At 42.1% G+C, this 20,360-nt stretch carries 28 protein-coding genes and 2 pseudogenes; 29 read left to right on the forward strand and 1 reads right to left on the reverse strand.

The window, feature by feature from the left end; all coding sequences use genetic code 11:
• Positions 1 to 153: 153 nt before the first annotated feature.
• The 7 genes from JCM19039_RS04750 (at position 154) to JCM19039_RS24235 (ending at position 5,555) form a co-directional block, all read left to right on the forward strand.
• Complete coding sequence (locus JCM19039_RS04750) at positions 154 to 1,023, forward strand: hypothetical protein (RefSeq protein ID WP_042424433.1); 870 nt, start codon at positions 154 to 156, stop codon at positions 1,021 to 1,023.
• Positions 1,024 to 1,029: 6 nt separating this feature from the next.
• Complete coding sequence (locus tag JCM19039_RS04755) at positions 1,030 to 1,947, forward strand: ATP-binding protein (RefSeq protein ID WP_238544922.1); 918 nt, start codon at positions 1,030 to 1,032, stop codon at positions 1,945 to 1,947.
• A 175-nt stretch (positions 1,948 to 2,122) separates the two neighbouring features.
• Positions 2,123 to 3,586 carry a DNA cytosine methyltransferase gene (locus JCM19039_RS04760; RefSeq protein ID WP_238544923.1) on the forward strand — a complete coding sequence of 488 codons (1,464 nt, stop codon included), beginning with the start codon at positions 2,123 to 2,125 and terminating at the stop codon, positions 3,584 to 3,586.
• The gene (locus JCM19039_RS04765; protein WP_042424438.1) at positions 3,583 to 4,380 is read left to right on the forward strand and encodes a DNA adenine methylase; all 798 of its coding nucleotides are present in this window, start codon (positions 3,583 to 3,585) and stop codon (positions 4,378 to 4,380) included. The genes JCM19039_RS04760 and JCM19039_RS04765 overlap by 4 nt, the downstream gene beginning before the upstream one ends.
• Positions 4,381 to 4,394: 14 nt before the next feature.
• Complete coding sequence (locus JCM19039_RS04770) at positions 4,395 to 4,742, forward strand: DUF1140 family protein (RefSeq protein WP_042424440.1); 348 nt, start codon at positions 4,395 to 4,397, stop codon at positions 4,740 to 4,742.
• 148 nt (positions 4,743 to 4,890) lie between these two features.
• Positions 4,891 to 5,115: a hypothetical protein gene (locus JCM19039_RS04775; RefSeq protein ID WP_042424443.1), complete on the forward strand. Its 225-nt coding sequence runs from the start codon at positions 4,891 to 4,893 to the stop codon at positions 5,113 to 5,115.
• A 278-nt stretch (positions 5,116 to 5,393) separates the two neighbouring features.
• Positions 5,394 to 5,555, forward strand: a complete 162-nt coding sequence (locus JCM19039_RS24235; RefSeq protein ID WP_193744146.1) for a hypothetical protein — start codon at positions 5,394 to 5,396, stop codon at positions 5,553 to 5,555.
• Between the two features lie 32 nt (positions 5,556 to 5,587).
• Here the strand turns inward: JCM19039_RS24235 and JCM19039_RS04785 are convergent, their stop codons facing one another.
• The gene (locus tag JCM19039_RS04785; protein ID WP_042402987.1) at positions 5,588 to 5,776 is read right to left on the reverse strand and encodes a hypothetical protein; all 189 of its coding nucleotides are present in this window, start codon (positions 5,774 to 5,776) and stop codon (positions 5,588 to 5,590) included.
• 73 nt (positions 5,777 to 5,849) lie between these two features.
• On the opposite strand from JCM19039_RS04785, the gene JCM19039_RS04790 reads away from it, so the two are divergent.
• From JCM19039_RS04790 to JCM19039_RS04875, 22 genes and pseudogenes are all read left to right on the forward strand, one after another.
• Entirely contained in the window at positions 5,850 to 6,236 is a 387-nt protein-coding gene (locus JCM19039_RS04790) for a DUF1064 domain-containing protein (RefSeq protein ID WP_052398515.1), read from the forward strand.
• A 5-nt stretch (positions 6,237 to 6,241) separates the two neighbouring features.
• On the forward strand, positions 6,242 to 6,454 hold the full coding sequence (locus JCM19039_RS04795; RefSeq protein WP_042424449.1) for a hypothetical protein: 213 nt from the start codon (positions 6,242 to 6,244) through the stop codon (positions 6,452 to 6,454).
• A gap of 413 nt (positions 6,455 to 6,867) precedes the next feature.
• Positions 6,868 to 6,927, forward strand: a pseudogene (locus tag JCM19039_RS27780) (hypothetical protein); the annotation flags it as partial.
• Positions 6,928 to 6,938: 11 nt separating this feature from the next.
• Complete coding sequence (locus tag JCM19039_RS04800; RefSeq protein ID WP_238544924.1) at positions 6,939 to 7,697, forward strand: phage antirepressor KilAC domain-containing protein; 759 nt, start codon at positions 6,939 to 6,941, stop codon at positions 7,695 to 7,697.
• A 53-nt stretch (positions 7,698 to 7,750) separates the two neighbouring features.
• Positions 7,751 to 8,680 (forward strand): DUF5677 domain-containing protein, encoded by a 930-nt coding sequence (locus JCM19039_RS04805; protein WP_152550084.1) that lies wholly within the window; start codon positions 7,751 to 7,753, stop codon positions 8,678 to 8,680.
• 400 nt (positions 8,681 to 9,080) lie between these two features.
• Complete coding sequence (locus JCM19039_RS04815) at positions 9,081 to 9,548, forward strand: hypothetical protein (protein WP_042424461.1); 468 nt, start codon at positions 9,081 to 9,083, stop codon at positions 9,546 to 9,548.
• A gap of 111 nt (positions 9,549 to 9,659) precedes the next feature.
• Complete coding sequence (locus JCM19039_RS04820; protein ID WP_307190160.1) at positions 9,660 to 10,655, forward strand: ParB N-terminal domain-containing protein; 996 nt, start codon at positions 9,660 to 9,662, stop codon at positions 10,653 to 10,655.
• Positions 10,656 to 10,663: 8 nt separating this feature from the next.
• Entirely contained in the window at positions 10,664 to 10,948 is a 285-nt protein-coding gene (locus JCM19039_RS27110; RefSeq protein ID WP_307190166.1) for a DNA methyltransferase, read from the forward strand.
• 133 nt (positions 10,949 to 11,081) lie between these two features.
• The gene (locus JCM19039_RS04825; protein ID WP_042424465.1) at positions 11,082 to 11,321 is read left to right on the forward strand and encodes a hypothetical protein; all 240 of its coding nucleotides are present in this window, start codon (positions 11,082 to 11,084) and stop codon (positions 11,319 to 11,321) included.
• A 46-nt stretch (positions 11,322 to 11,367) separates the two neighbouring features.
• Entirely contained in the window at positions 11,368 to 11,880 is a 513-nt protein-coding gene (gene terS / locus JCM19039_RS23595; protein ID WP_152550085.1) for a phage terminase small subunit, read from the forward strand.
• The gene (locus JCM19039_RS23600; protein WP_152550086.1) at positions 11,877 to 12,230 is read left to right on the forward strand and encodes a hypothetical protein; all 354 of its coding nucleotides are present in this window, start codon (positions 11,877 to 11,879) and stop codon (positions 12,228 to 12,230) included. The genes terS and JCM19039_RS23600 overlap by 4 nt, the downstream gene beginning before the upstream one ends.
• Positions 12,230 to 13,558 (forward strand): PBSX family phage terminase large subunit, encoded by a 1,329-nt coding sequence (locus JCM19039_RS04835; protein WP_081834328.1) that lies wholly within the window; start codon positions 12,230 to 12,232, stop codon positions 13,556 to 13,558. The genes JCM19039_RS23600 and JCM19039_RS04835 overlap by 1 nt, the downstream gene beginning before the upstream one ends.
• Positions 13,559 to 13,561: 3 nt before the next feature.
• Complete coding sequence (locus JCM19039_RS04840) at positions 13,562 to 15,130, forward strand: phage portal protein (RefSeq protein ID WP_042424472.1); 1,569 nt, start codon at positions 13,562 to 13,564, stop codon at positions 15,128 to 15,130.
• A complete protein-coding gene (locus tag JCM19039_RS04845; protein ID WP_307190161.1) occupies positions 15,117 to 15,959 on the forward strand; it encodes a phage minor head protein in 843 nt (280 codons plus the stop codon). The genes JCM19039_RS04840 and JCM19039_RS04845 overlap by 14 nt, the downstream gene beginning before the upstream one ends.
• A complete protein-coding gene (locus tag JCM19039_RS27115) occupies positions 15,917 to 16,396 on the forward strand; it encodes a DUF6883 domain-containing protein (protein WP_307190162.1) in 480 nt (159 codons plus the stop codon). Before JCM19039_RS04845 ends, JCM19039_RS27115 begins: the two co-directional genes overlap by 43 nt.
• Positions 16,393 to 16,569 carry a hypothetical protein gene (locus JCM19039_RS24240; protein ID WP_193744147.1) on the forward strand — a complete coding sequence of 59 codons (177 nt, stop codon included), beginning with the start codon at positions 16,393 to 16,395 and terminating at the stop codon, positions 16,567 to 16,569. Before JCM19039_RS27115 ends, JCM19039_RS24240 begins: the two co-directional genes overlap by 4 nt.
• 110 nt (positions 16,570 to 16,679) lie before the next feature.
• The gene (locus tag JCM19039_RS04850; RefSeq protein WP_042424475.1) at positions 16,680 to 17,789 is read left to right on the forward strand and encodes an XkdF-like putative serine protease domain-containing protein; all 1,110 of its coding nucleotides are present in this window, start codon (positions 16,680 to 16,682) and stop codon (positions 17,787 to 17,789) included.
• A 28-nt stretch (positions 17,790 to 17,817) separates the two neighbouring features.
• A complete protein-coding gene (locus JCM19039_RS04855; protein ID WP_042424477.1) occupies positions 17,818 to 18,744 on the forward strand; it encodes a phage major capsid protein in 927 nt (308 codons plus the stop codon).
• 12 nt (positions 18,745 to 18,756) lie between these two features.
• Positions 18,757 to 19,116, forward strand: coding sequence for a hypothetical protein (locus tag JCM19039_RS04860; RefSeq protein WP_042424480.1), 360 nt, complete (start codon positions 18,757 to 18,759; stop codon positions 19,114 to 19,116).
• 4 nt (positions 19,117 to 19,120) lie between these two features.
• Complete coding sequence (locus JCM19039_RS04865; protein ID WP_042424483.1) at positions 19,121 to 19,501, forward strand: DUF3199 family protein; 381 nt, start codon at positions 19,121 to 19,123, stop codon at positions 19,499 to 19,501.
• Entirely contained in the window at positions 19,498 to 19,851 is a 354-nt protein-coding gene (locus JCM19039_RS04870; RefSeq protein ID WP_042424486.1) for a DUF3599 family protein, read from the forward strand. The genes JCM19039_RS04865 and JCM19039_RS04870 overlap by 4 nt, the downstream gene beginning before the upstream one ends.
• A 32-nt stretch (positions 19,852 to 19,883) precedes the next feature.
• A pseudogene (locus tag JCM19039_RS04875) lies at positions 19,884 to 20,359 on the forward strand (HK97 gp10 family phage protein).
• Position 20,360 lies beyond the last annotated feature (1 nt).

Here is a 20,360-nt window from a genome sequence, read left to right on the forward strand (position 1 = left end):
GAGTATTTAGACATCGCACGTAGAAGCCAGAACAAATCAAAAGTTTTTAGAGGCTATGTCGAGGGATATTTAGCTAAATCATATCCGGAGTTTAGGCTAGTGAGAATTGAGAAAATGACAGCGATATGTGAACTGAAATAAGGGGGTGGAACGGTGCCTGAAACTCAAGAGCAGAGCCATCCATTCTATACCTACACTGGTCTTTTAACACCTGAGCACTACAAACAGATCGGCAATGCTATATGGCTATTTCTATGGTGTGTGAGTTCGACGACAACGGAGGTTGAGAGGGACGGGGTGCTATGGGGCATCGTTAAAGGCAATAAACCTCACAAGTTAAATGATCTCGCTACACTGTTTGATGTCAGTGAAAAGACCGTTAGCAGATGGATTAAGGACTTAGAAAAACACAACTATCTGTACGTTAAACGAGCACCATATGGATTGATCTTTACTGTTAAAAATTCGAAGCGTGGATTCAAAAAGAGAACAGACAAAAATGTCCACTCTTTAGATGAAAAGAGATCGGACAATAATGTCTCATCTGACGGAGAACAGACAAATTTGTCTGGTAGAGATCGGACAGATTTGTCCAAGAGATCAGACACATCTGTCCGATGTAATAAAGATGAATTAAGGATTAATCAATTAAGAACTACAGCTACTAATATGCGCGCGGAAGAAAGTGACGGAGTGCCTACAGCCGACCATGATGGTGAGTCTGTTTCTAAGACAGACGAAATATCACATACTTCTGCCGATCCTGTGCGAACGATCTTGGAAAAGTATATTCAGTTGCGTGGAACTGGATTCATGGAAAGTTCGAAAGATTTTACAGCAGCCCAAGAAATAGTCGGTGCAGGTGTCAAACTAGATGACGCTCTGAAATGGTTACAAGAGCGGTTTGACACCTATAGCCTCGTCATAACCGTGACAAGATCCAAAGCCTCGATTACTGTGTCGGTTTTATCTTGGATCGGCATCATGAACAGCAAGAAAAAAAGAATAGCGCAAGTGGGGTGAATAACGATGGCAAGGTTTCAAAGCATGGCCGAGGTGCTGGAGGATATGCAAAAGCAACTAAAACAGCCGAGCAAATTCTCGCAGAAGTCAAGTCCTCCAACGAAGCATGGGGATGAAAATACTTGCCCTAAGTGCAACGACAAAGAGCTTGTTTTCTACAAGGTCTATATTGATGAAGATGACAAAGTAGGAACGGAGTGGGCAAAGCCTTGCGAATGTTCAGCTAGAAAAGAATGGCAACGTCGCTTTAAAAGCTCAATGGTTCCTGATGAATTCGTTGATGCAAGACTGGATAACTTCAAGATGGAAGATGCCACACAACACCTCATGCACGAGATGGTTCTTGATTACCTAAGACATTTTGCCGTTAAGACATCTGAAGACGGCAGAAGAATAAAAAAGTTTTGTCAGTACAATTTTGGATTTCTTGCTGAAGTTGGTGAGACAAAGATGAGAGAGATGAATCCTACGGACCGTGCTGAATTAAAAAAGCTAAAGAATAACTTCGGTATTGGAAAGACGCACCTACAGATGGCCTTGGCAAAGAAGTTGGTTAAAGACGGTTTTAATGTACTGGTCGTCTCTGATGTCACTTTTATTGATGACCTTATGCAGGCTCGTAAATCTGATGACAACAATGAGACTTATTCGAAGCTATTGGATAGTGCTCTGAAAGCGGACGTGCTCATTTGGGATGACATCGGCAAGGTAAGTAACACTGAACCACGTGAACGGATGTACTACACCATCATCAATGAGCGGTCCAAGATAAATAAACCGATTGTTTTTAACTCTAATGAAGACCGTAGTTCACTTGCTGAAAAGATTGGCTATGCCGGCGCAAGCAGGTTGTTTGGTGGATGCGAACAATATCTACTCGAAGCATCAGGAAAAGATATGCGCTTTAAAGGGAGTGGGGTCTAGTGTGCAAGGTTTGCGAAGGTACTGGAATTTTACGTACAGACTTGGGTTATGGAGTGAGCGTTAGTGGGTGCATGTACTGTCCTCCTGAAGTAAGAGATAAGAGGATGAAAAAGAACAAAGAAAAAAATGAAGCATTGCTGGCGAAATGGGAAGCGGATATGAGGAGGCGTTCGGCTTGATAAGAGAAACCTCATTGTTTCGTGAAATCGTGGTAGACAATTTCGCAGGCGGCGGTGGAGCATCGCTAGGTATTGAACAGGCGACCGGCCTAAGTGTGGATGTGGCGATTAATCACGATCCCGCGGCCATTTCAATGCACAAAGCCAATCACCCAGACACTGAGCATTATTGTGAATCAGTTTGGGATGTAGATCCTGTTGAGGTTGTGCGAGGCCGCAATGTTGGGCTGTGTTGGCTTTCTCCAGATTGTAAGCATTTTTCAAAGGCTAAAGGCGGGAAGCCGGTTGATAAGACAATCCGCGGTTTAGCATGGATTGCTCATCGATGGGCAGCTAAGGTAAGACCGAGAGTTATTATTCTTGAAAATGTAGAGGAGTTTCAGACATGGGGACCGTTAGACGAAAACGGACAACCGATTGCTGATGAGAGAGGATCGACTTTTAGGTCCTATATAAAACAGTTGAAAAGCAAAGGATATGAAGTTGACTGGAGATTGTTAAAAGCATGTGATTATGGAGCGCCAACAACTCGACAAAGGCTTTTTATGATTGCGAGATGTGATGGTAAACCAATCACTTGGCCTGATGCAACTCATGGGGAGCCAGAGGAGCTGAATGTACAACTTGGCATTAAAAAGCCATACCGCACGGCCGCAGAAGTTATTGATTGGAGCATACCTGCACCGAGTATATTTAGCCGAAAGAAATCGTTAAGTGAAAATACGCTCATACGTATTGCTCGTGGCATAAAGAAGTTTGTTCTTGAAAATGATGATCCTTATATCGTAAAGGACCAAGCGTACTTTTTGCAGCATTATTACACGCATCAAGGCGGAGAAACTCGGGCAACAGGACTTAATGAACCGGTTGCCACAATCCCTACAGCGAATAGGTTTGGTCTTGTCTCTGCGTTTCTTACTAAATACTACGGACAAGGTGTGGGACAACAGCTAGAGGAGCCGGTGCATACAATCCCAACAAAAGATAGATTTGGCTTAGTAACAGCTTTTATGGCTAAAAATTACGGTGGCAACTATACTGGGGCAGGCGTGAGTATAGACACCCCTGTTCACACTATTACGATGAAGGACCATCATTCTTTAGTTGCAGCGTTTTTGATGAAATACTACGGAACTAGTGTGGGACACGGTGCAGATGATCCATTGCACACCATTACATCAGGAGGGCTTAAATTTGCAGTTGTTACCGTTGCTGACGATCAGTATGTAATTGGAGACATCGGCATGAGGATGTTACAACCACACGAGCTGTTCACTGCACAAGGATTCCCGAGTGATTACATCATTGATCGAGATCGTGAAGGTAATAAAATTCCTAAAACACATCAAGTAGCAAGGTGCGGTAACTCTGTTCCTCCACCGTTTGCGAAAGCACTTGTAGAAGCTAATTTACCTGAACTATGCGATGTAAACAGAGAAATCGAGGTGGCGATGGCATGACTCAAAGAATATTGCATTATCCAGGCAGCAAGTGGCGTATCGCTCAGTGGATCATTGAGCAGATGCCCCCGCACGAAACATATGTAGAACCGTTCTTTGGTAGCGGGGCAGTGTTCTTTAACAAGCCACCGTCTGTTGTAGAGACAATCAATGACCTCGATAGCCAAATTGTTAATCTATTTCGGGTATTAAGAGACCATCCATATGATCTGGCCAGAATGATTGAATACACCCCGTTAGCTCGTGAGGAGTACTACGAAAGCTACGATAAAACAGGGGATCAGCTTGAGGATGCGCGAAGATTTTTAATCCGTTGCTGGCAAGCGATAGGTGGCAAGACAACGGATCGCACTGGCTGGAGAGCTATTGTTAGTGCCAATGGTCCAAAGGTTGCGAGAGAGTGGCAAACGTTACCTGACCGCATACTGTCGGTTGCAGATCGTTTGAAAGATGCTCAGATAGAGCATAAGCCAGCCATTGATATACTTGACCGTTACAAACGTGACACTGTGCTCGTTTACGCAGACCCGCCTTATATCATCGATACACGCACAAAACGCCATTATGAACATGAGATGACGCTCGATGACCATGTAGACTTGCTCGATACGTTAAACGACCACCCAGGGCCGGTGCTGTTGTCTGGTTACACACACAGCATTTATCATGAGCGATTAAAAGGCTGGAAGACTGATACACGTCAAGTTGCCGCAGAGGGCGGAGCAAGCCGGAATGAGGTACTATGGCTTAATCCTGTTGCTGCAGATTGGGTTTACAACTTCAGACTATGTTAGGGGAGTGACTCGTTATGAGCCAACAAACTGACTTTACTAAGCGCTATATCGCTACGATTTTGAAGAAAGTTGTCTCTGAAATTCATTCCAACCAAAGAAGAAAAGAAAGAGCCACTGAAAGATCTATGGTAACTTCAAAATCCGCAAATGAAGTTAGGAGCATGCGTCATTGGAGAGCTTCTGGAGACATTGAATTCTTTTACGCCGAAACAGAGAAAGGTTTTTGCGACATGAAGCAACTTGATGATCTGACAGGTTGGAGTGGTAATTTGCATCAGACTCGGTTTAGTTTTATGAAAGAAAAACACGGAGCTATTCTAGGAGAGTATCTTAAACGATATAGGAGCAAGGAGGCGGAGTGAGTGGATACAGATCAAATCAAGAGAATGATTGAAGGTAAGATCGAGAACTATGAGTCTCTTTATGAAATATAGACAGATAGATTTGGGCAGGGAGCAATAGCCGCCTTGGAAGATTTATCGGAAGAAATTGATAAGGAGGCAGCGGGCGATGAGTGAATTTAACACAATAAAAGTTATAGACGAATTTAGTTCTTGGGATGAAAACGACAACGAAATCGAATCAATTATATACGAATGTCAAGAATGTAATTGGCGCTTTGACGGACAATTATTTCATTACCCTCACGATGACTGCATGGATTATTCAGAGGTAGCGAATTACTGCCCCAATTGCGGAGTCAAGGTGGAAAAAGTTTTAGAACAAGGAGAATGAAAGGAGCGAAGGGCGATGAGTGAACAAAACACATAAATAACGGAAATACAAAAAGCGTGGGCTGTTATTAAAGAGGTCGGAGAGCCGCACCAATATTGGGTGGTCAATTTATTAAGAGGTTTAATTTATCAACCATCTAGCGGTAAGTATGAAAGGGATGCACAAACAGTAATCAAATATATTTTAGCCGAGTGGTCGCTGGAATTAGCAAATGTGCTATGGGCGGATAAATACGAGGAGATACCGGATTATGTTAAAAGTTATGGAGGCGGCGGGCGATGAAGAAGCTTAAATTTTGCCTACACGTTGATGGCGGGGATCAGCAGGAAATCACAGAGGTCGATTGGGACGCAACTGAGGAAGAAATAGAAGCAGAATTTAAAGAGTGGGTTTGGGATCGTTTGGACGCGTGGGTCGAGGAGGTAGAGGGCGATGAGTGAATACATCGCTCCTCTCTACAAATCAATTTTTATTATTGGGATTTACTTGCTCGTCGATCGCTGAGAATGGGGTGAACTAATCCCCAATATACGGTACCTCCAAGCGTAATGCTAATAACAAATGACCAATTAATCTCATCGTCAAAAAAGAATGTAACAAGAAATGCGATTACAAAATGGCTCAACGACCCTTGAAGGGTGTACTTTAATCGTTTATTCATAATATCAACTCCAAGCATGTATCTATTGAAATTACCCTTTAAATTAGGTGATCAAACAGTAAGGAGGATTTACATGACGCAACTTCGAATGGCAGCTGAGGAGTATAACAAGCGTCAGCGTAAGAGGCGTAGCAAATACCACAACAAACGCGTTGAGGTGGACGGCATTACGTTTGACAGCAAGCGAGAGGCAAGATACTACCAAGGTCTGATGCTGCGTAAACGGGCTGGGGATATAAAAGATTTTGTAATGCAGCCGGAGTACCTGTTGCAAGATGGATTTAGCAAAAACGGAGTGACGCACCGAGCGATAAAATATAAAGCGGATTTTAAGGTGTATCACATTGATGGAACAATTGAAATTGTTGATGTGAAGGGCATGGAAACCGAGGTCTTTAAGCTAAAGCGCAAATTGTTTGAAAAGCAGTATCCGGATCTTAGTTTGAAAATCGTGAGGTGATAGTGGTGAGTGAATGGATTGAGAAATTAAAGCAAGGCAAAGTAGACATGGATGACAGCGGCAATGTGACATTGAGCAATCAGGATTATTGGCAGTTAGTAGAGGCGCTCGAGCGGCTAGCTAAAACGTGGCTTGCTTGCGAGAACGACGAAATAACGCTAAGTGAGTATTTTAATCAATCGCAAGATATTCTCAATGAATTGGAGGAAACGACATGAAATCGAAAAACAGCGAGCAGATCAAGTGGCAACGTGAAGTGATTAGGCAGGAGATCGAGGCGGACAAGGCGGAACAGCGTGCCAAAGAGATTGCGCGGAGGGTTTTAGGGTAAAGGTTATCAAAGGAGGTGACCAAATTGGATTTTATATGGCTACCTATACTGATAGCAATTCTGCTACCATTCATTGTTGCATTCATAATATATGCAGAGAAGAAAAAGAAATAAAAAAAGGCCCCTCTCGGAGCCTGTCGCTAGGTAAAGCTTAACATAACGGGAGGGGTAAGAATATGCCGGAAACAAAATTAGAGACAATGACAGCTGAGATTGATTGCTCTGTAAATGCGATGTATATCGTAAAAGATGGAGTGGTTAAAATGATCTCCTCTTAGTAGCGGATACGGGGAGCAACATGCTGTTTGGCAAAATGGAAAAATTGACCGAGTTGTAAATAAAGAAATTATTAAAGTCTAGGTGGTGGAATGATGCTTCAACAAATCTTTAATTACCATCAACAAGAAGTTCGTACAGTAATTATTAATGATGAACCTTGGTTCGTTGCCAAAGATGTATGTGATGTATTAGAAATTAACAACAGTCGCCAAGCGCTGACTAGGCTAGATGATGATGAAAAAGCTGAGGTCACTCTAAATGACGGCAGACAAAACCGTTTATATGCTGCAGTTAATGAAAGTGGTTTATATGAATTAATCTTTGCTAGTCGCAAAAAAGAAGCTAAAGCTTTTAAGCGCTGGGTTAAACAAGATGTTCTCCCTCAAGTAAGACAAACAGGAAAATATGAAGTAGACAAGCCTTCTTATACAATTAACGACCCGATACTGAGAGCGAAAGCGTGGATAAGAGAACAAGAGCAAGTTCAGTTATTGGAACAGAAAGCAGCAGAGTACGAACATAAAGCTCGTTACGTTGATCAGATCCTAGCGTCCAAAGGCACGGTTACAACCACTCAGATCGCAAAAGATTACGGCATGTCAGGCGTTAAGCTAAATGCTATCTTGAAAGATGAGAAGGTTCAATATAAGCAAAATGGTCAGTGGCTATTATACAGTCAATACCAGGATAAAGGTTACGTTGAGTCTAATACCGTTGATATAACTCATAGAGACGGCAGAAGAGGAGCTGTCATGCATAATCGTTGGACACAAAAAGGAAGACTTTTTATTCATGATATTCTTGAAAAAAACGGGATTATAGCACTGAGAGATCAACAGTTGACTGGTTAAATATGGTATATTATAATCAGAAAACTGATTACACTGAAAAGAGTGATTTAACAGTGCCACAGCCTTTTGCTAACTATATGTTGGACGAAACTGCTAAATACAATTTAGAAAAATTGGCTCTTATTGTCAGGAAAATGGATGAGCTTATTGATCGCTTTATTGAAATTGCAACTGTCGAGGGCAAATTGAGTGATGAACAGTTTGTTGCAATCTCCCTTTTTAGGAAATGTCTAGAAAAGGCAAATGCTATCTATGCAATCTCAGAAGAAGGCGTTGAGGCATCTGTCGAAATTACATTAAGGAATCTGTTTGAAGTTTATTTAAATAGTTGTTATTTACTGGAAAATGATAGTACATTTAAAAAAAGAGCATATCGATATTACTTTTTCACATTAAAAGCCCAACTTGATTCTATAAAATTATTTATAGGCAATACTAAAGATGCGAAATTGGTACAGGAAAATATGAATCTAAGTGAAGAAGATAAATTTAATTTCACAAAAAAAAGAAAAGAAATATATGTGAGATTAGCGACTAGCTCTGGATTAGACTTAGCAAACATGGAGCATGAAAAACATTATGAAGATCAAGGGCATAAGTTTAGTTTGAAGAAGGGTCTTAGTATAGGTAAAGGTAGTAAGAAAATTAATCATCCTCAATGGTATTCACTAAATAATGGTCCTAAGAACTTAAGGTTTTTAGCTAAAGAATTCAATATGGAGCCTGAGTATCTAGTTTTGTATAGCGCTTGGTCAAGAGAAGTGCATGGTGTAAATGCACTAGATAATGTTATAGAAGTTAGAGATGAAGGCGATCCTTTTATGAAGGATGTAACTGAGTATCAATCTATAGGTTTCTTGTTGAATCAAGCTTGCAGCTTTTCAGTAAGGGTATTACTTTTATTTTCAAGTTTCTATTTCAATAGAGGCGAAAAAGAAGAATTAAGGAATTGGTACGAAGAGAAAATACGACTTGATAATTAAATTGCTCTGAGCAAAGTCTGCAGGGGCACTAATCTCATACCAGGGATTGGTGTCTCTTTTTGTTGTTTATAAAGGGGGTACAAAAGTGAAAGGTGCACACAAGCGAGAAGTGACAATTGGAGAGATTATTCAGAGCAAATGTAAGCATGAATGGGTGGATCTCTCTAGGCGGCATAGTCGAAGTGATCAAGACCAACAATGTAAGAAATGTGGTTTAAAGCAAATGCAATCTGAACTTAAACCAAAACCGGCAGTATGTACAGTCGAACCAAAACCTTTAATTAGAGCAGATAATAGAACGTTATCTAACTATGAATTACGTAACTTAATGGGTATAGATCGTCAGATCCATCACAGGGGACGAGGCGGAGCGTTTAGATCAAGATAATGAGGTGATCTTATGGAAGTGAAAGAAATGGAAGAACTAATTAGTGATTACCGTTGGATGAAACGTGAAGTATTACGTCTTGATGAGTTATTAAGTAATATGTCGGTTAAATCTTCAAATAATAACCTAACCGTGAATTATGGTATTGAAGCCACGCTTCCTAAAGGTTCGTCAGGTATGAGTGCTGCTGAATATGATCAATTGGACCGCAGAGAAAGAAAACTCATTGATCGACTAAAGCGTTACGAAGAGATTATTGATTTCGTTGAATTAGGTGAAGATCATCTACAAAACCCAATTCACGTGGTTATTTATAGCTGCATGATGGAAGGTATGAGTTATCGAGCAATTGCTACTCATATAGAGATGAGCAAGGATATGGTGCGGAAGCATCGTGATAACCTCATTAGCCATTTAAGCCAAAATCGCCACTATAGCCAAACTTGGCGTTATTTGAAATACCAAAAACAAATTGTGTAAACTGGCGGTGGGAGGGCAGTACTTGAAGCACTACCTTCTCTTTGGTTGGTAAGCCATTCTGTAAAGTCGCAGTGAGAATAATCGCTGTGGCTTTTTATATGGGGTGAATGTATGGAAATTATTAAAATGGAATTACATGAATTAAATGCTGCTGATTACAACCCGAGAATAGACCTGAAACCAGGGGATAAAGAATTTGAAAAGATAAAGAGATCAATTGAATCTTTTGGTTTAGTTGAACCTATTGTTTACAACAAGAGAACAAAGAATGTTGTAGGTGGTCATCAACGACTTAAGGTTCTTCTAGAATTAGGGTGGACAAGCACTAAGGTTTCGGTTGTTGACTTGAGTGAGGATGAAGAGAAAACTCTTAACATTGCTCTCAATAAAATTGAGGGCGATTGGGATTACAATAAGCTTTCTGTTCTATTGCAGGGTATTGTAGATACAAACCTCGATATTACCCTGACCGGTTTTAATAGTGAAGATCTTGCGGAGATTCTTGATATGCAGGTTGAGGATGGGGTAGTTGAAGATGTGAAGGACGATGAATTTCCGTTTGATGAAACGGTTGCAGAACTGAAGTTTAAAGATGCAGAAACGAAATATGGCGATGTTTGGAAACTTGGACCACACTTGCTTGTCTGCGGTGATGCTACAAACGCACGGGATGTTCAAAAGCTTATAAAAGAACAAAAAGCTGATTTAGTGGTCACAGATCCACCATATAATGTTGCTGTTAAGAGTGATGCAAAGCAATTAACAGAAGATGGCCATTCAGAAATCATGAACGATGATATGGAGGATGAAAGTTTCAAGGAGCTGTTGCTTTCTATCTTTAAGCAATACAGCAGAATTATGAGTGAGCAGGCTGCCATTTACGTATTCCATCCATTCTCATATCAAAGAGAATTTGAAGATGCTATGAACGTGCATGGCCTAATATCACGTTCCCAATGTATATGGGTAAAGAATGCGGCTACCTTCGGTTGGGCTCAGTATCGCTACAAGCATGAGCCTATTTTTATGCTCATAAAAAAGGAAAATCACCTTCTTGGTATGGAAACAGAAAACAGACAACTGTATGGAAAGCTGGTATTCCTTTAGAGGAACCGATACCAGAAACAGTTTGGGAAGTCTCTCGAGGAGATGTTACGAAGTATGTTCATCCAACACAGAAGCCACTTGATCTTCTAGCTATTCCAATCATTAATAGCAGCAAGCATGACGATTACGTTATTGACTTGTTTGGAGGTAGTGGATCAACACTCATGACTTGCGACCAGTTAGATCGAAGATGTGGTTTGTTGGAGCTTGATCCATATTTTTGTGATGCAATCAAAAAGAGATATCAGCAAGCAACAGGCAATGAACCTGTTTTACTATCAACAGACAAATAAAAAAGGAAGGTGCGCTAACACCTCCCTCTAAGTGAGCCGGTAACCCGGCAGAGATAGCGACACACCGTGCACGGTAGTTACTCAATATTCGCTATCTCGCTTTCAATTATATTGAAAGGTCGGGTGAAGGGCAATGAAAAATACAAACAAACGTTCGATTATATCAGAAGGTAAAGACGAACTATTATTACAGCATGAAATTGAGCAGCTTCAAAGGCTCGAAGACTCTAAAGAAAAATATCGGAAAATTGTCCATGCGAGTATTTCATCTTGGGTGAAGGATTTTCAAAGTGGACACATCAAAATTAATACTGTCGATGATCTTAAGAAGCTTATAGAGCTAGACCTACAACTCCAGAATGACGATGATTGAAACAAACATAACACTTTAAAGGTTTCGGGGGTGGGTGATGATGTAGATGGCTAGGGCACGCAGCGAGAAGCGAGAAAAGGCTTTTCAGCTTTGGTTAGATAGCAACGGAGAAATGAAATTAAAAGACATCGCTGATGAGCTTGATTGTTCCCCATCGCAAATTAGGAAATGGAAGAATCAAGATCAATGGGATGAAAAATTAAATGGTAACGTTACTAATCAGAAAGGTAACGTTACCAAAAGAAGAGGCGCACCCAAAGGTAATCAATATGCTGTTGGCAATACCGGCGGCGCACCTAAAGGCACTCGTAACGCCGTTGGAAACTCTGGAGGGTCAGCACCGTTAGGCAATAAAAACGCAGTCACTTCAGGCGAATATGAATCAATCATTTTAGATGCACTCCCGGATGATGAAAAGGCACTCTTCGGTTTAATTGATGCTGACCCATTAAACCAGTTGGATGAACAGATACGATTGCTTACCATCGGGAGAGACGCATGTTACTTCGAATTGAAGAAATTAAAAGCGGTCTTACGGATAAAGAGCAGCGCGTTTTGAAAGAAAGGCTAGTGACGGATGAGCCTATTGAGGTAACGGATGAGAGAACTGGACATAAGAAAGTTGTGAAAACAAAGAAGGCTCAAATGGTGGAAACGGAATTTGAAGAAACCGCTTATAGAAAGATTGACGACATTCTTAAAATTGAAGATGCATTGACGCGTGTTCAGAATCAAAAGCAAAAAGCATTGAAGCAGTGGTTTGAGATCACAACTGCGTTTGAACATAGAAAAGATGTCGCATTGCGAAGGTTAGCAATTCAAGAGAAGGCTTCCGATGTTCTTAATGATGCGGACGAGCCAATTGAAATTTTAATCAAGCGTAAACAACCTGCAAAGGAAGATTCATGATGCTCGTTGAAAAAGAAGTGAACCCACATTTTGATGATTTTATATTTAATTGGCAGCATAAATTTCAATTCCTCGTTGGCGGCTATGGATCGTCGAAAAGTTACCATGCTGCTGTTAAGATCATTACGAAGTTATGCGAAGAGAGACGCACCTGCTTGGTCGTTCGCGAGGTCTTTGAGACGCATCGCGAGTCAACGTTCTCACTGCTTGAAGAGATCCTGGAAGAGATGGGGCTTGGCGACATTGTTAAATGCGGAACAGCACCTATGTTGATTAAGTTTCCAAATGGTAGCCGCATCATTTTCAAGGGAATGGACAAGCCACGAAAGCTTAAATCGATTAACAATATCTCGTTAATCTGGTTGGAAGAGTGCAGTGAGATCAAGTATGCAGGTTTTAAAGAGCTTCTGGGTCGGCTCCGGCATCCAACCTTGACGCTTCATATGATTCTCTCAACCAACCCGGTAGACGAAGGGAACTGGACATACTCCCATTTTTTCATTAAGAACAAAGGGCAAGAGGATGAAGTTATCTTTCTTGATGATGAGCGGCTTTATAAAGATCGCACGGTTGTTGTGGGTGATACGTATTACCATCATTCCACAGCTGACGACAACCTTTTTCTTCCTGAAAGCTATGTGCAGGAGTTGGAAAATACAAAGGTGTATGACCTTGACCTCTACCGAGTAGCTCGTGAGGGGCGTTTTGGTGTTTCGGGGACAAAAGTATTGCCGAAGTTTGAAAACAAGTCTCATGAAGACGTCATGAAGGAAATTGAGCTTATTAAGAATCCACTTTACAGAAACGGTATGGACTTCGGCTTTGAAGAATCTTACAATGCTTTGCTCCGGATGGCTGTGGACGATGTAAATAAGGTCCTTTATATCTACTGGGAGTATTACACGCGTAAAAAGGATGACCCTGAGATTGTTGATGATTTAAAAGAGTTCAAAGAATCAACGGAACGCATCAAGGGAGACTCTGCTGAACCTAAAACCATAGCTTATATGCGCAAAATGGGCATTAACATTACAGGCGCTTATAAACCAAAAGGTTCTAGGTTGCAGAATACAAAAAAAATGAAACGATTTACTCGTATCGTTTGTTCCGATCATTGCCCGAACACAATTCGTGAGTGTAAGAACCTCACATACAAAAAAGATCGCAACGGACACACGATCTATGATGAATTTAACATTGACCCGCATACATTCTCAGCCATGTGGTACGGCTTGGATGATTATGACGTAACGGATATTAAGGATAAAGCTCAGCGGATCCGACCGAAGAGGGACCGAGCGACAAGAGAGCTTGCTGAAGGAGGGTAGACAATGGCAGAACTTAAACCGCAACAAACCGTTCAAGCTAGGGTTTTCAAAGCAAGTTCATCTTCTTCTGAAACTAAGCAGATTTATGAAGACCCTTTTAAAGATCACTACAGTGGAGAAATCATACAGCCAAAATATAACCTTGGTGAACTCAAAGAGCTAACGGAATACAGCACCATTCTTCGTCAATGCATCGATGCCTATAAAACAAACATTATCGGGTTTGGCTTAGAACCTGAGTATCTAATAGATATTAATGGCGATGATGAAAAGGATGAGGTTAAAAATGCAGCAAAGACTGAGCATGAACGCCTCGACTTCTTTATTAAGTATATGAATCTTGATGAGAGTTCGGAAATTATTCTTGGCTATGCAGTTGAAGATCGGGAAAAAACAGGGAATGGGTTTCTTGAAGTTTTGCGAGATGGGACGGGCTCCCCTGTTGGGATTGAATATATGGACGTTCAGTACACCCGGGTTTGCAAGCGCGGTGAATCCGTATCAGTTACTCATACGGTATGGCGCGGTGAGGTCAAAGAGACCCTACATCGAAACAAACGCTTCCGAAAGTTTGTGCAAGACGTCAGTGGGGAGAAGGTCTACTTCAAAGAATACGGTGATCCTAGACGAATGAACGCTAAAACCGGAAGATACGATGAAAATACGCCTGATGAAGAAGTTGCGAGTGAGGTTATTCATTTCAAGCTTGGCAGCGGGGTCTACGGCGTTCCTCGTTGGATAGGAAACATCGTAAATGTGTATGGGGCTCGTAAGGCTGAAGAGTTGAACTGGCTGTACTTTAAGCAAGGTCGGCATACTCCAGCTGCCATAACGGTTGATAATGGCATGTTATCAGAGAAAAGCTATGAAGAGCTTCAGAAGTACATGGATGATTTGGAAGGAGTAGAAAATGCTCATAAGTTCTTATTGCTGGAAGCGGAAGGCTTACCGCAAGAGAATATGACTGATGGCGGCGAGAACGTAACGCCGGTCAAAGTGCAAATTAAGTCATTAGCTGAAATGGTTCAGAATGACGCTCTCTTTCTTGATTATGATGCGCGCATCAGAGAAAAGATTCGTTCTTCTTTTCGCTTAACTCCAATCCACATCGGTGAAGCGCAGGATTATAATCGCTCCACTGCAGATACGGCACGGAAGGTTACGGAGGAGCAAGTGTTTGAGCCTGAACGAAAGGTTCTTGCTAGACGACTGAATGCTTTGTTTATGAATGAGCTTGACATGCAGTATGTACGCTTACATCTTAAAGGTGCGGATTTCCGAGACCCTGTAGAGATAGCAAAGGTACTCACGCCATTCACTAATGCTGGAGCGACTGCTCCTAACGACCTTCGGCCGTTGCTTTCACGAGTCTTGGGCAAGGAGCTGGAAGAATGGGGAGAGGAATACAACCAACCATTCATGGAGCACATGCAGGATTATCGTCAGCATTCTGTTCAGATAGATAAGGCATTGGGTAAAGGCAAGGAAGGCGCTGCCAACAGCGAACTCGTCAACTTACTGAAAGATATGCGTGATGTGGTAGAGGAGCTGAACAACCGTGACAAAGGTTGAACGCTTCTTACGTAGCTTGGATACTTTTATTCAAAAAGTCGAAACCAATGATGCGTTCCTTCAAGCTCTAGCAGCTGAATTTCCAGAGTTCTCTAATCTAGCAAATACAATCGATGAGTTTGAAACAGAGATTGCCCGATTGCTTCGCAACGAGCGAAATCATTTCATGGATGCTTTATCGGGATTTGCCGGTTCTCCTCTTGAAAGTGTCTTGGTAAACTTCACGACTGTGCAGTTTATCGAGGACAACTTCGCTGTGGATATGAAAACGATCAATCAGCGATTTTTTGATGAGACGATCCGTGAGATCACAAGCACGGTCATGGACGGCATTGATCGTGATGTAGCTTTCAACACAGTTTCTCGCCGTACAACTGATTGGATTGAGGGATGGTCAGAAGAACTCGGTGAAATTATGCAGTTGAATACCCATGAAAAGGTCGAGAAAATTCTGCGTGAAGGCATTGAACGAGGGGCATCAATTCAAGATATTGAATTAGAGTTAGCTGAGCTTCCTCAGTTTAATAGAGCGAGAGCTCGAACAACGGCGATTACAGAGGTTTTAACCGCATCGAGCCAATCACACTATGAAGCTTATAAACAGTCACCAGCTGTTATCGGCAAGCGGTGGAAGCATTCAGGCTCAGCTGGTATAGAACCTAGGCCAAATCATGTTGCTATGACGGGAACAGTGGTTGCAGTGGATGAACCGTTCACAATTATAGATTCTATCGAGACGGCCATGTATCCGCGTGATCCTAACTTAACAGCAAGAGAGCGAGTGAATTGTCATTGCGTAATGGTCCTGTTGTTGATGATGACATTTTAGGATTAACGCCTGAAGAAAAAGAACAGCTGCGAAGAGAAGCTTTGAGTGAAATGGGTGGATCTGAGCCTGCAACATTAGATGAAGAAGACCTTCTTCCAGACTATGAGAATGCAGAAATTCCAGATCGAAAGCTTACGCATTATGCACTCGATAAAGAACACGCTGATGGTAAGGATAAAGCCGTGGCTTTTGAGTTGGCACTCGGGTATAATAAAGATAATTTCCGTGAGTTGAAAAGGCAGGTTATAGAGAAGCTCCCACATTATAAAGCTACTTTTAATGGCAATAAAGGACACGGTGATTTATATGAAGTCATTATGGACTTAGACGGTCCGAATGGGAAAAATGCAAACGTCCTTACTGCTTGGATTGATAATGGAAATGCTACAAGACTCACGAGCATATATGTAAACGAAAAAAGGGGTGAGAAGCATTGATAGCTAAGGAATTGGATGTTGTCCGCTTAACAGATGGCACTGAAGGAACGATACTTGAAGTGCTTCAAGATAAGCCACGTGTTTATCTTTTTGAGTTTAAGCTTCCTGACGATGAATACGAACAAGATGTAATACAACAAGATCGAATTGAAGCCATTACCTATACGAGTTAAAGAGTCTCGCTTGCAAAAACAAGTAGGGGCTCTTTTTTATGCCTAAAAGGAGGGAGAACCATGACAATATACAGCCATTTCTTACTACTATGGAAAGGAGGTGATACTTGATGCCACGTGAATTAAAGGAAGCGAACATTACACACGTTTCGTACGTTGACAAAGGTGCCAATAATAAGCAGTTCTTCTTCACGAAATCAGCAAAAGAAACTCCTGATTTTCAGAAGGAAGTTAAGCTAATTGTAAAAGAAGAAGAGCAGCAACTTGTTTACGGAGTCGTTTATGAACCTGAAGTAGAAGACAGCCACGGCGATTACATGACGGCTACTGAAATCGAGAAGGCAGCCCACGGATTTATGAAAGATGCTCGCAACATTGATACCCAACATGATTTTCAATCGGGCGTTGGAGAAGTCGTAGAGTCTTATGTTGCCCCTGCAGACATTGATATGGATGGACAAGTTATTCAAAAAGGATCTTGGGTGCTTGTAACCAAAGCAACAGATGAGATTTGGAAGCAGATTAAAGACGGTTCAATTTCCGGTTACAGTATGGCTGGAACAGCTGAAACCATCCAGCGATCTGCCGTTGATAGTTCTGATTCTCATGATGAGATGAAGGGCTTTTTTCATTTGCTCAAAAACTTCTTTACTGGTGAATCCATTCATAAGGGCGTGCGTGATCAATACGCAAGCAATCAACAGCGCCGGAACGTTTGGGCAGCTTGGGATGCGATGGAGGATGAATTTTACGAATCTCTTTGGAGCAATACCACACCAGGAGCAGCCGATTTTGAGCGCTTGCAGATTGCTGCAGGTGAATTTCAAGAAATCGCTGCTGAAATACAGTCATCTGGAGATATTCAAAAAGCAATGGCCGAAAGGCCGGAGGAGGCAAACAAGGTGAAGAAAGAAGACATTGAAAAGCTATTTGATGAAAAGCTCAGTCCTGTTGTCGCAAAGCTCGATCAGATCGAGAAACAACAGGATACTGATGGAGAAGACGGCGAAGAAGGACAGAGTCAGACAAACGATGCCGAAGGCACTGACGGACAAATTGATCAAAAAGCACTTGAAGCATTATTCGAAAAAAGCCTAGCGCCGATCCATCAACGCCTTGAGAAGGTAGAAAAAGCTCGCGGTGTTTCCCGTCAGGCAGACAACGATCCTGAACCAGTCCAAAAGGGTGAGGACGCTGGCTACATGCGTCACTTCTCTTAAAAAAAAGAAAAAAGGAGGATATTATCCCATGCCAAGCAACGAACAAATGCTAAACAAAGAAAGTAAGCTTGCAACTATTAAGAAAAACATTGATGTCCCAATGGCTGTCAGTGATGCGGAGGCGTTTCTTGTTGATACGATCAACTCTGCATCTACTCTGCCTACGCTACAGCCGATCTTTCGCGATACGCCAGCGGGTAACTTAGATGTACTCAGTGTAGGCCGTCGCAAGCTTCGACAAGCAGGTCGGAATGACACACCAGATATCACTACTGACGCGATTGCAAATCGTCAAATCCCTTATGCAGTTAAGAAGGTCAAGTGGGATGAATGGTTGCAAAATGATGATGTTTACTACTCCCTCTCAGCTCGTAACGATAATGTAGAGCAGAAGGTTATCAGCATGATTCAAAGCCAATTAGCCGTTGATCTTCAGGACCTTGCATTTAACGGGGATGCATCGTCTACTGATAGCTTTATTCAAATTCTCGATGGTTTCGTTAAGAAGTCATTGCCAAGCCCGAACAAAACAGAGCTTGCCGATAAGGACCTTGCTATCCTTGATTTTGTGAATCATATTCAAGTGCTTCCTGAGAAGTATAAAACGCATACGGATGTAACGTGGTTTATTAACCAACGAACGCACGACCGTCTTGTATCGCTCGTTTCTGAGCGTCAAACAGGCTATGGTGATGCGGTATTAGTTGATGGTCGAATCACTCGTTTAGCGGGTTACAACGTGCGAGTTGTATCAGAGCTTCAACAAGGATTTGCGGCTCTTACACCTGCAAGTAACTATAAGCCAGTATTTACACGGAACCTTCGCTACATCCGAACAGCGGACGGTGCCACGGCAGCTGCAAAAGACGCAACTTATCACGTTCTATACAGCTACCTAGATTGTGTTGTTCGTGAAGTTCCAGCTGTTGCGTACATGACTGGTGACAATCTATAGGAGGCGACCGATATGTCAAAAGTACAATACGAGCGGAAGGGCACCTTGCACATTGGTGGCGGGCGCTTTTTTTATGGGTTTACACCTGTGAAGGTCACAGAAGAAGAACAGCAGCGTTTGGTTTCAGCTTATGATTTAAAAAAGGTTGAAGCTGATGGACCATTAGATCCAGAGGATCCAGAAGTACCGACTGAACCAAGCCCTCCCCCTGATGGAGATGAAGGGAACGTCTACACCGAGTCTGAGTTAAGATCGATGAACAAGGCTGAGCAAGAAGCGATTATTGAGCAACTCGGGGGCGATCCTTCAGAAACTAAAAACAGTGATGAACGTGTGGCTCTTATCTTGTTACTCCAGGAAGAACAGGAGTAGCCACATGGTGATTTCTGCAGAAGACGTTAAGCATTATTCAACTTTCAGCTCTGTGAAGAAACGCTCAGATGAACTGATTGAATTGGATATTGTAGAGGCAGTTGTTGCTGTGGAAGCAGTGCTTGGGAAAGAAGTAAGTACATTTGATGAATTGCCAAGCAAAATTAGAATTGCTCTCCTTAAAATGGCTCAATTTTATGCGCTTATTAATGGGGATGAGTCGATTGTTAAAGGTTATCAATCAGAAAAGATAAGTGATTACTCTTATTCATTGGCAAGCGGGGGAACGATTCGAAAACCTGAAATTTTTGGTTTATTAGAGGGTTATATTGATGAGGCGCCTGTTGTAGAAGGAACCACCCGATTAAGGATGCGATCACTATGAGCTATGAACAGTTGCTTGATCACAAGTGTGATGTTTATCACTTAGTGAAGAGTGAACGAGGTCCAGGTTTCGGTGTTCCGATTGAGTCTGGCCAACCGCAATTTGATTATCCAGAAGTTCCTGATGATGCTGCCGTTCCTTGTTATTTTGCTGAGAAGTCACAGTCGATTACACAAGGGCAACCGGGCAACCTTATTGTTCACCGGTTTCTCATTCACTTTCTTCCTGATACTGACGTTAGGATGAATGACAAAGTGGTTTGGGAAGGTGTCACTTACACGCTTCAAAAGCCACGCATGATAAAAAATCATCACATCGAGGTAACTGCTGTAAGGAGTGAGTACCTGTGAGTAGCAAGGGTTTTGAGGGCTTTGAAAAGCTTATGGCTCAAATGGAATCAGCGGCAAGCGGCGGACTTAAGGATGAAATGACCGAATGGCTAGAAGCAATTGGTCTTGAATTTCTTGATGTTGTTCAAGATGAAATCATTCGAACTGAGACCGTAGATACGCGCCGTCTTTTAAACTCCTTTGGCAAGGGAGACGGAGATAACGTGTGGTCGGTATCGAATGGAGGAATGACACTGGAGGTTGGGACAAACGTCGAATATGCACAGTGGGTAAATGACGGGCACTTTAACATTGATCCCAATAGCGGTCGTGATCGCCGTTGGTTCCGGGTCGGTGGTCAGGTAACCGTTTTATCTATGATGCGGGATCTGATGAAGGAATGCTCCTTACAATAAGGTGGATTGACGGCAGCGGTTATTGGGATAGCGCAAATGCGATTTTCTCAAAGTTCTTTGATAAAAGTTTAGAAAAGAGGTTACAAGGATGGATGGACAAATATTTCGGGTGAG

This window comes from Geomicrobium sp. JCM 19039, assembly GCF_000698145.1.
Lineage (GTDB): Bacteria > Bacillota > Bacilli > Bacillales > Marinococcaceae > Geomicrobium_A.

Bases quoted from the DNA above. Each gene is read 5' to 3' on its own strand.
- JCM19039_RS04755 (WP_238544922.1), top strand. From the start codon at position 1,030: ATGGCAAGGTTTCAAAGCATGGCCGAGGTGCTGGAGGATATGCAAAAG.
- JCM19039_RS04765 (WP_042424438.1), top strand. From the start codon at position 3,583: ATGACTCAAAGAATATTGCATTATCCAGGCAGCAAGTGGCGTATCGCT.
- JCM19039_RS04770 (WP_042424440.1), top strand. From the start codon at position 4,395: ATGAGCCAACAAACTGACTTTACTAAGCGCTATATCGCTACGATTTTG.
- JCM19039_RS04775 (WP_042424443.1), top strand. From the start codon at position 4,891: ATGAGTGAATTTAACACAATAAAAGTTATAGACGAATTTAGTTCTTGG.
- JCM19039_RS24235 (WP_193744146.1), top strand. From the start codon at position 5,394: ATGAAGAAGCTTAAATTTTGCCTACACGTTGATGGCGGGGATCAGCAG.
- JCM19039_RS04785 (WP_042402987.1), bottom strand. From the start codon at position 5,776: ATGAATAAACGATTAAAGTACACCCTTCAAGGGTCGTTGAGCCATTTT.
- JCM19039_RS04790 (WP_052398515.1), top strand. From the start codon at position 5,850: ATGACGCAACTTCGAATGGCAGCTGAGGAGTATAACAAGCGTCAGCGT.
- JCM19039_RS04800 (WP_238544924.1), top strand. From the start codon at position 6,939: ATGCTTCAACAAATCTTTAATTACCATCAACAAGAAGTTCGTACAGTA.
- JCM19039_RS04815 (WP_042424461.1), top strand. From the start codon at position 9,081: ATGGAAGTGAAAGAAATGGAAGAACTAATTAGTGATTACCGTTGGATG.
- JCM19039_RS04820 (WP_307190160.1), top strand. From the start codon at position 9,660: ATGGAAATTATTAAAATGGAATTACATGAATTAAATGCTGCTGATTAC.
- JCM19039_RS04825 (WP_042424465.1), top strand. From the start codon at position 11,082: ATGAAAAATACAAACAAACGTTCGATTATATCAGAAGGTAAAGACGAA.
- terS (WP_152550085.1), top strand. From the start codon at position 11,368: ATGGCTAGGGCACGCAGCGAGAAGCGAGAAAAGGCTTTTCAGCTTTGG.
- JCM19039_RS04835 (WP_081834328.1), top strand. From the start codon at position 12,230: ATGCTCGTTGAAAAAGAAGTGAACCCACATTTTGATGATTTTATATTT.
- JCM19039_RS04840 (WP_042424472.1), top strand. From the start codon at position 13,562: ATGGCAGAACTTAAACCGCAACAAACCGTTCAAGCTAGGGTTTTCAAA.
- JCM19039_RS04850 (WP_042424475.1), top strand. From the start codon at position 16,680: ATGCCACGTGAATTAAAGGAAGCGAACATTACACACGTTTCGTACGTT.
- JCM19039_RS04855 (WP_042424477.1), top strand. From the start codon at position 17,818: ATGCCAAGCAACGAACAAATGCTAAACAAAGAAAGTAAGCTTGCAACT.
- JCM19039_RS04860 (WP_042424480.1), top strand. From the start codon at position 18,757: ATGTCAAAAGTACAATACGAGCGGAAGGGCACCTTGCACATTGGTGGC.
- JCM19039_RS04865 (WP_042424483.1), top strand. From the start codon at position 19,121: ATGGTGATTTCTGCAGAAGACGTTAAGCATTATTCAACTTTCAGCTCT.
- JCM19039_RS04870 (WP_042424486.1), top strand. From the start codon at position 19,498: ATGAGCTATGAACAGTTGCTTGATCACAAGTGTGATGTTTATCACTTA.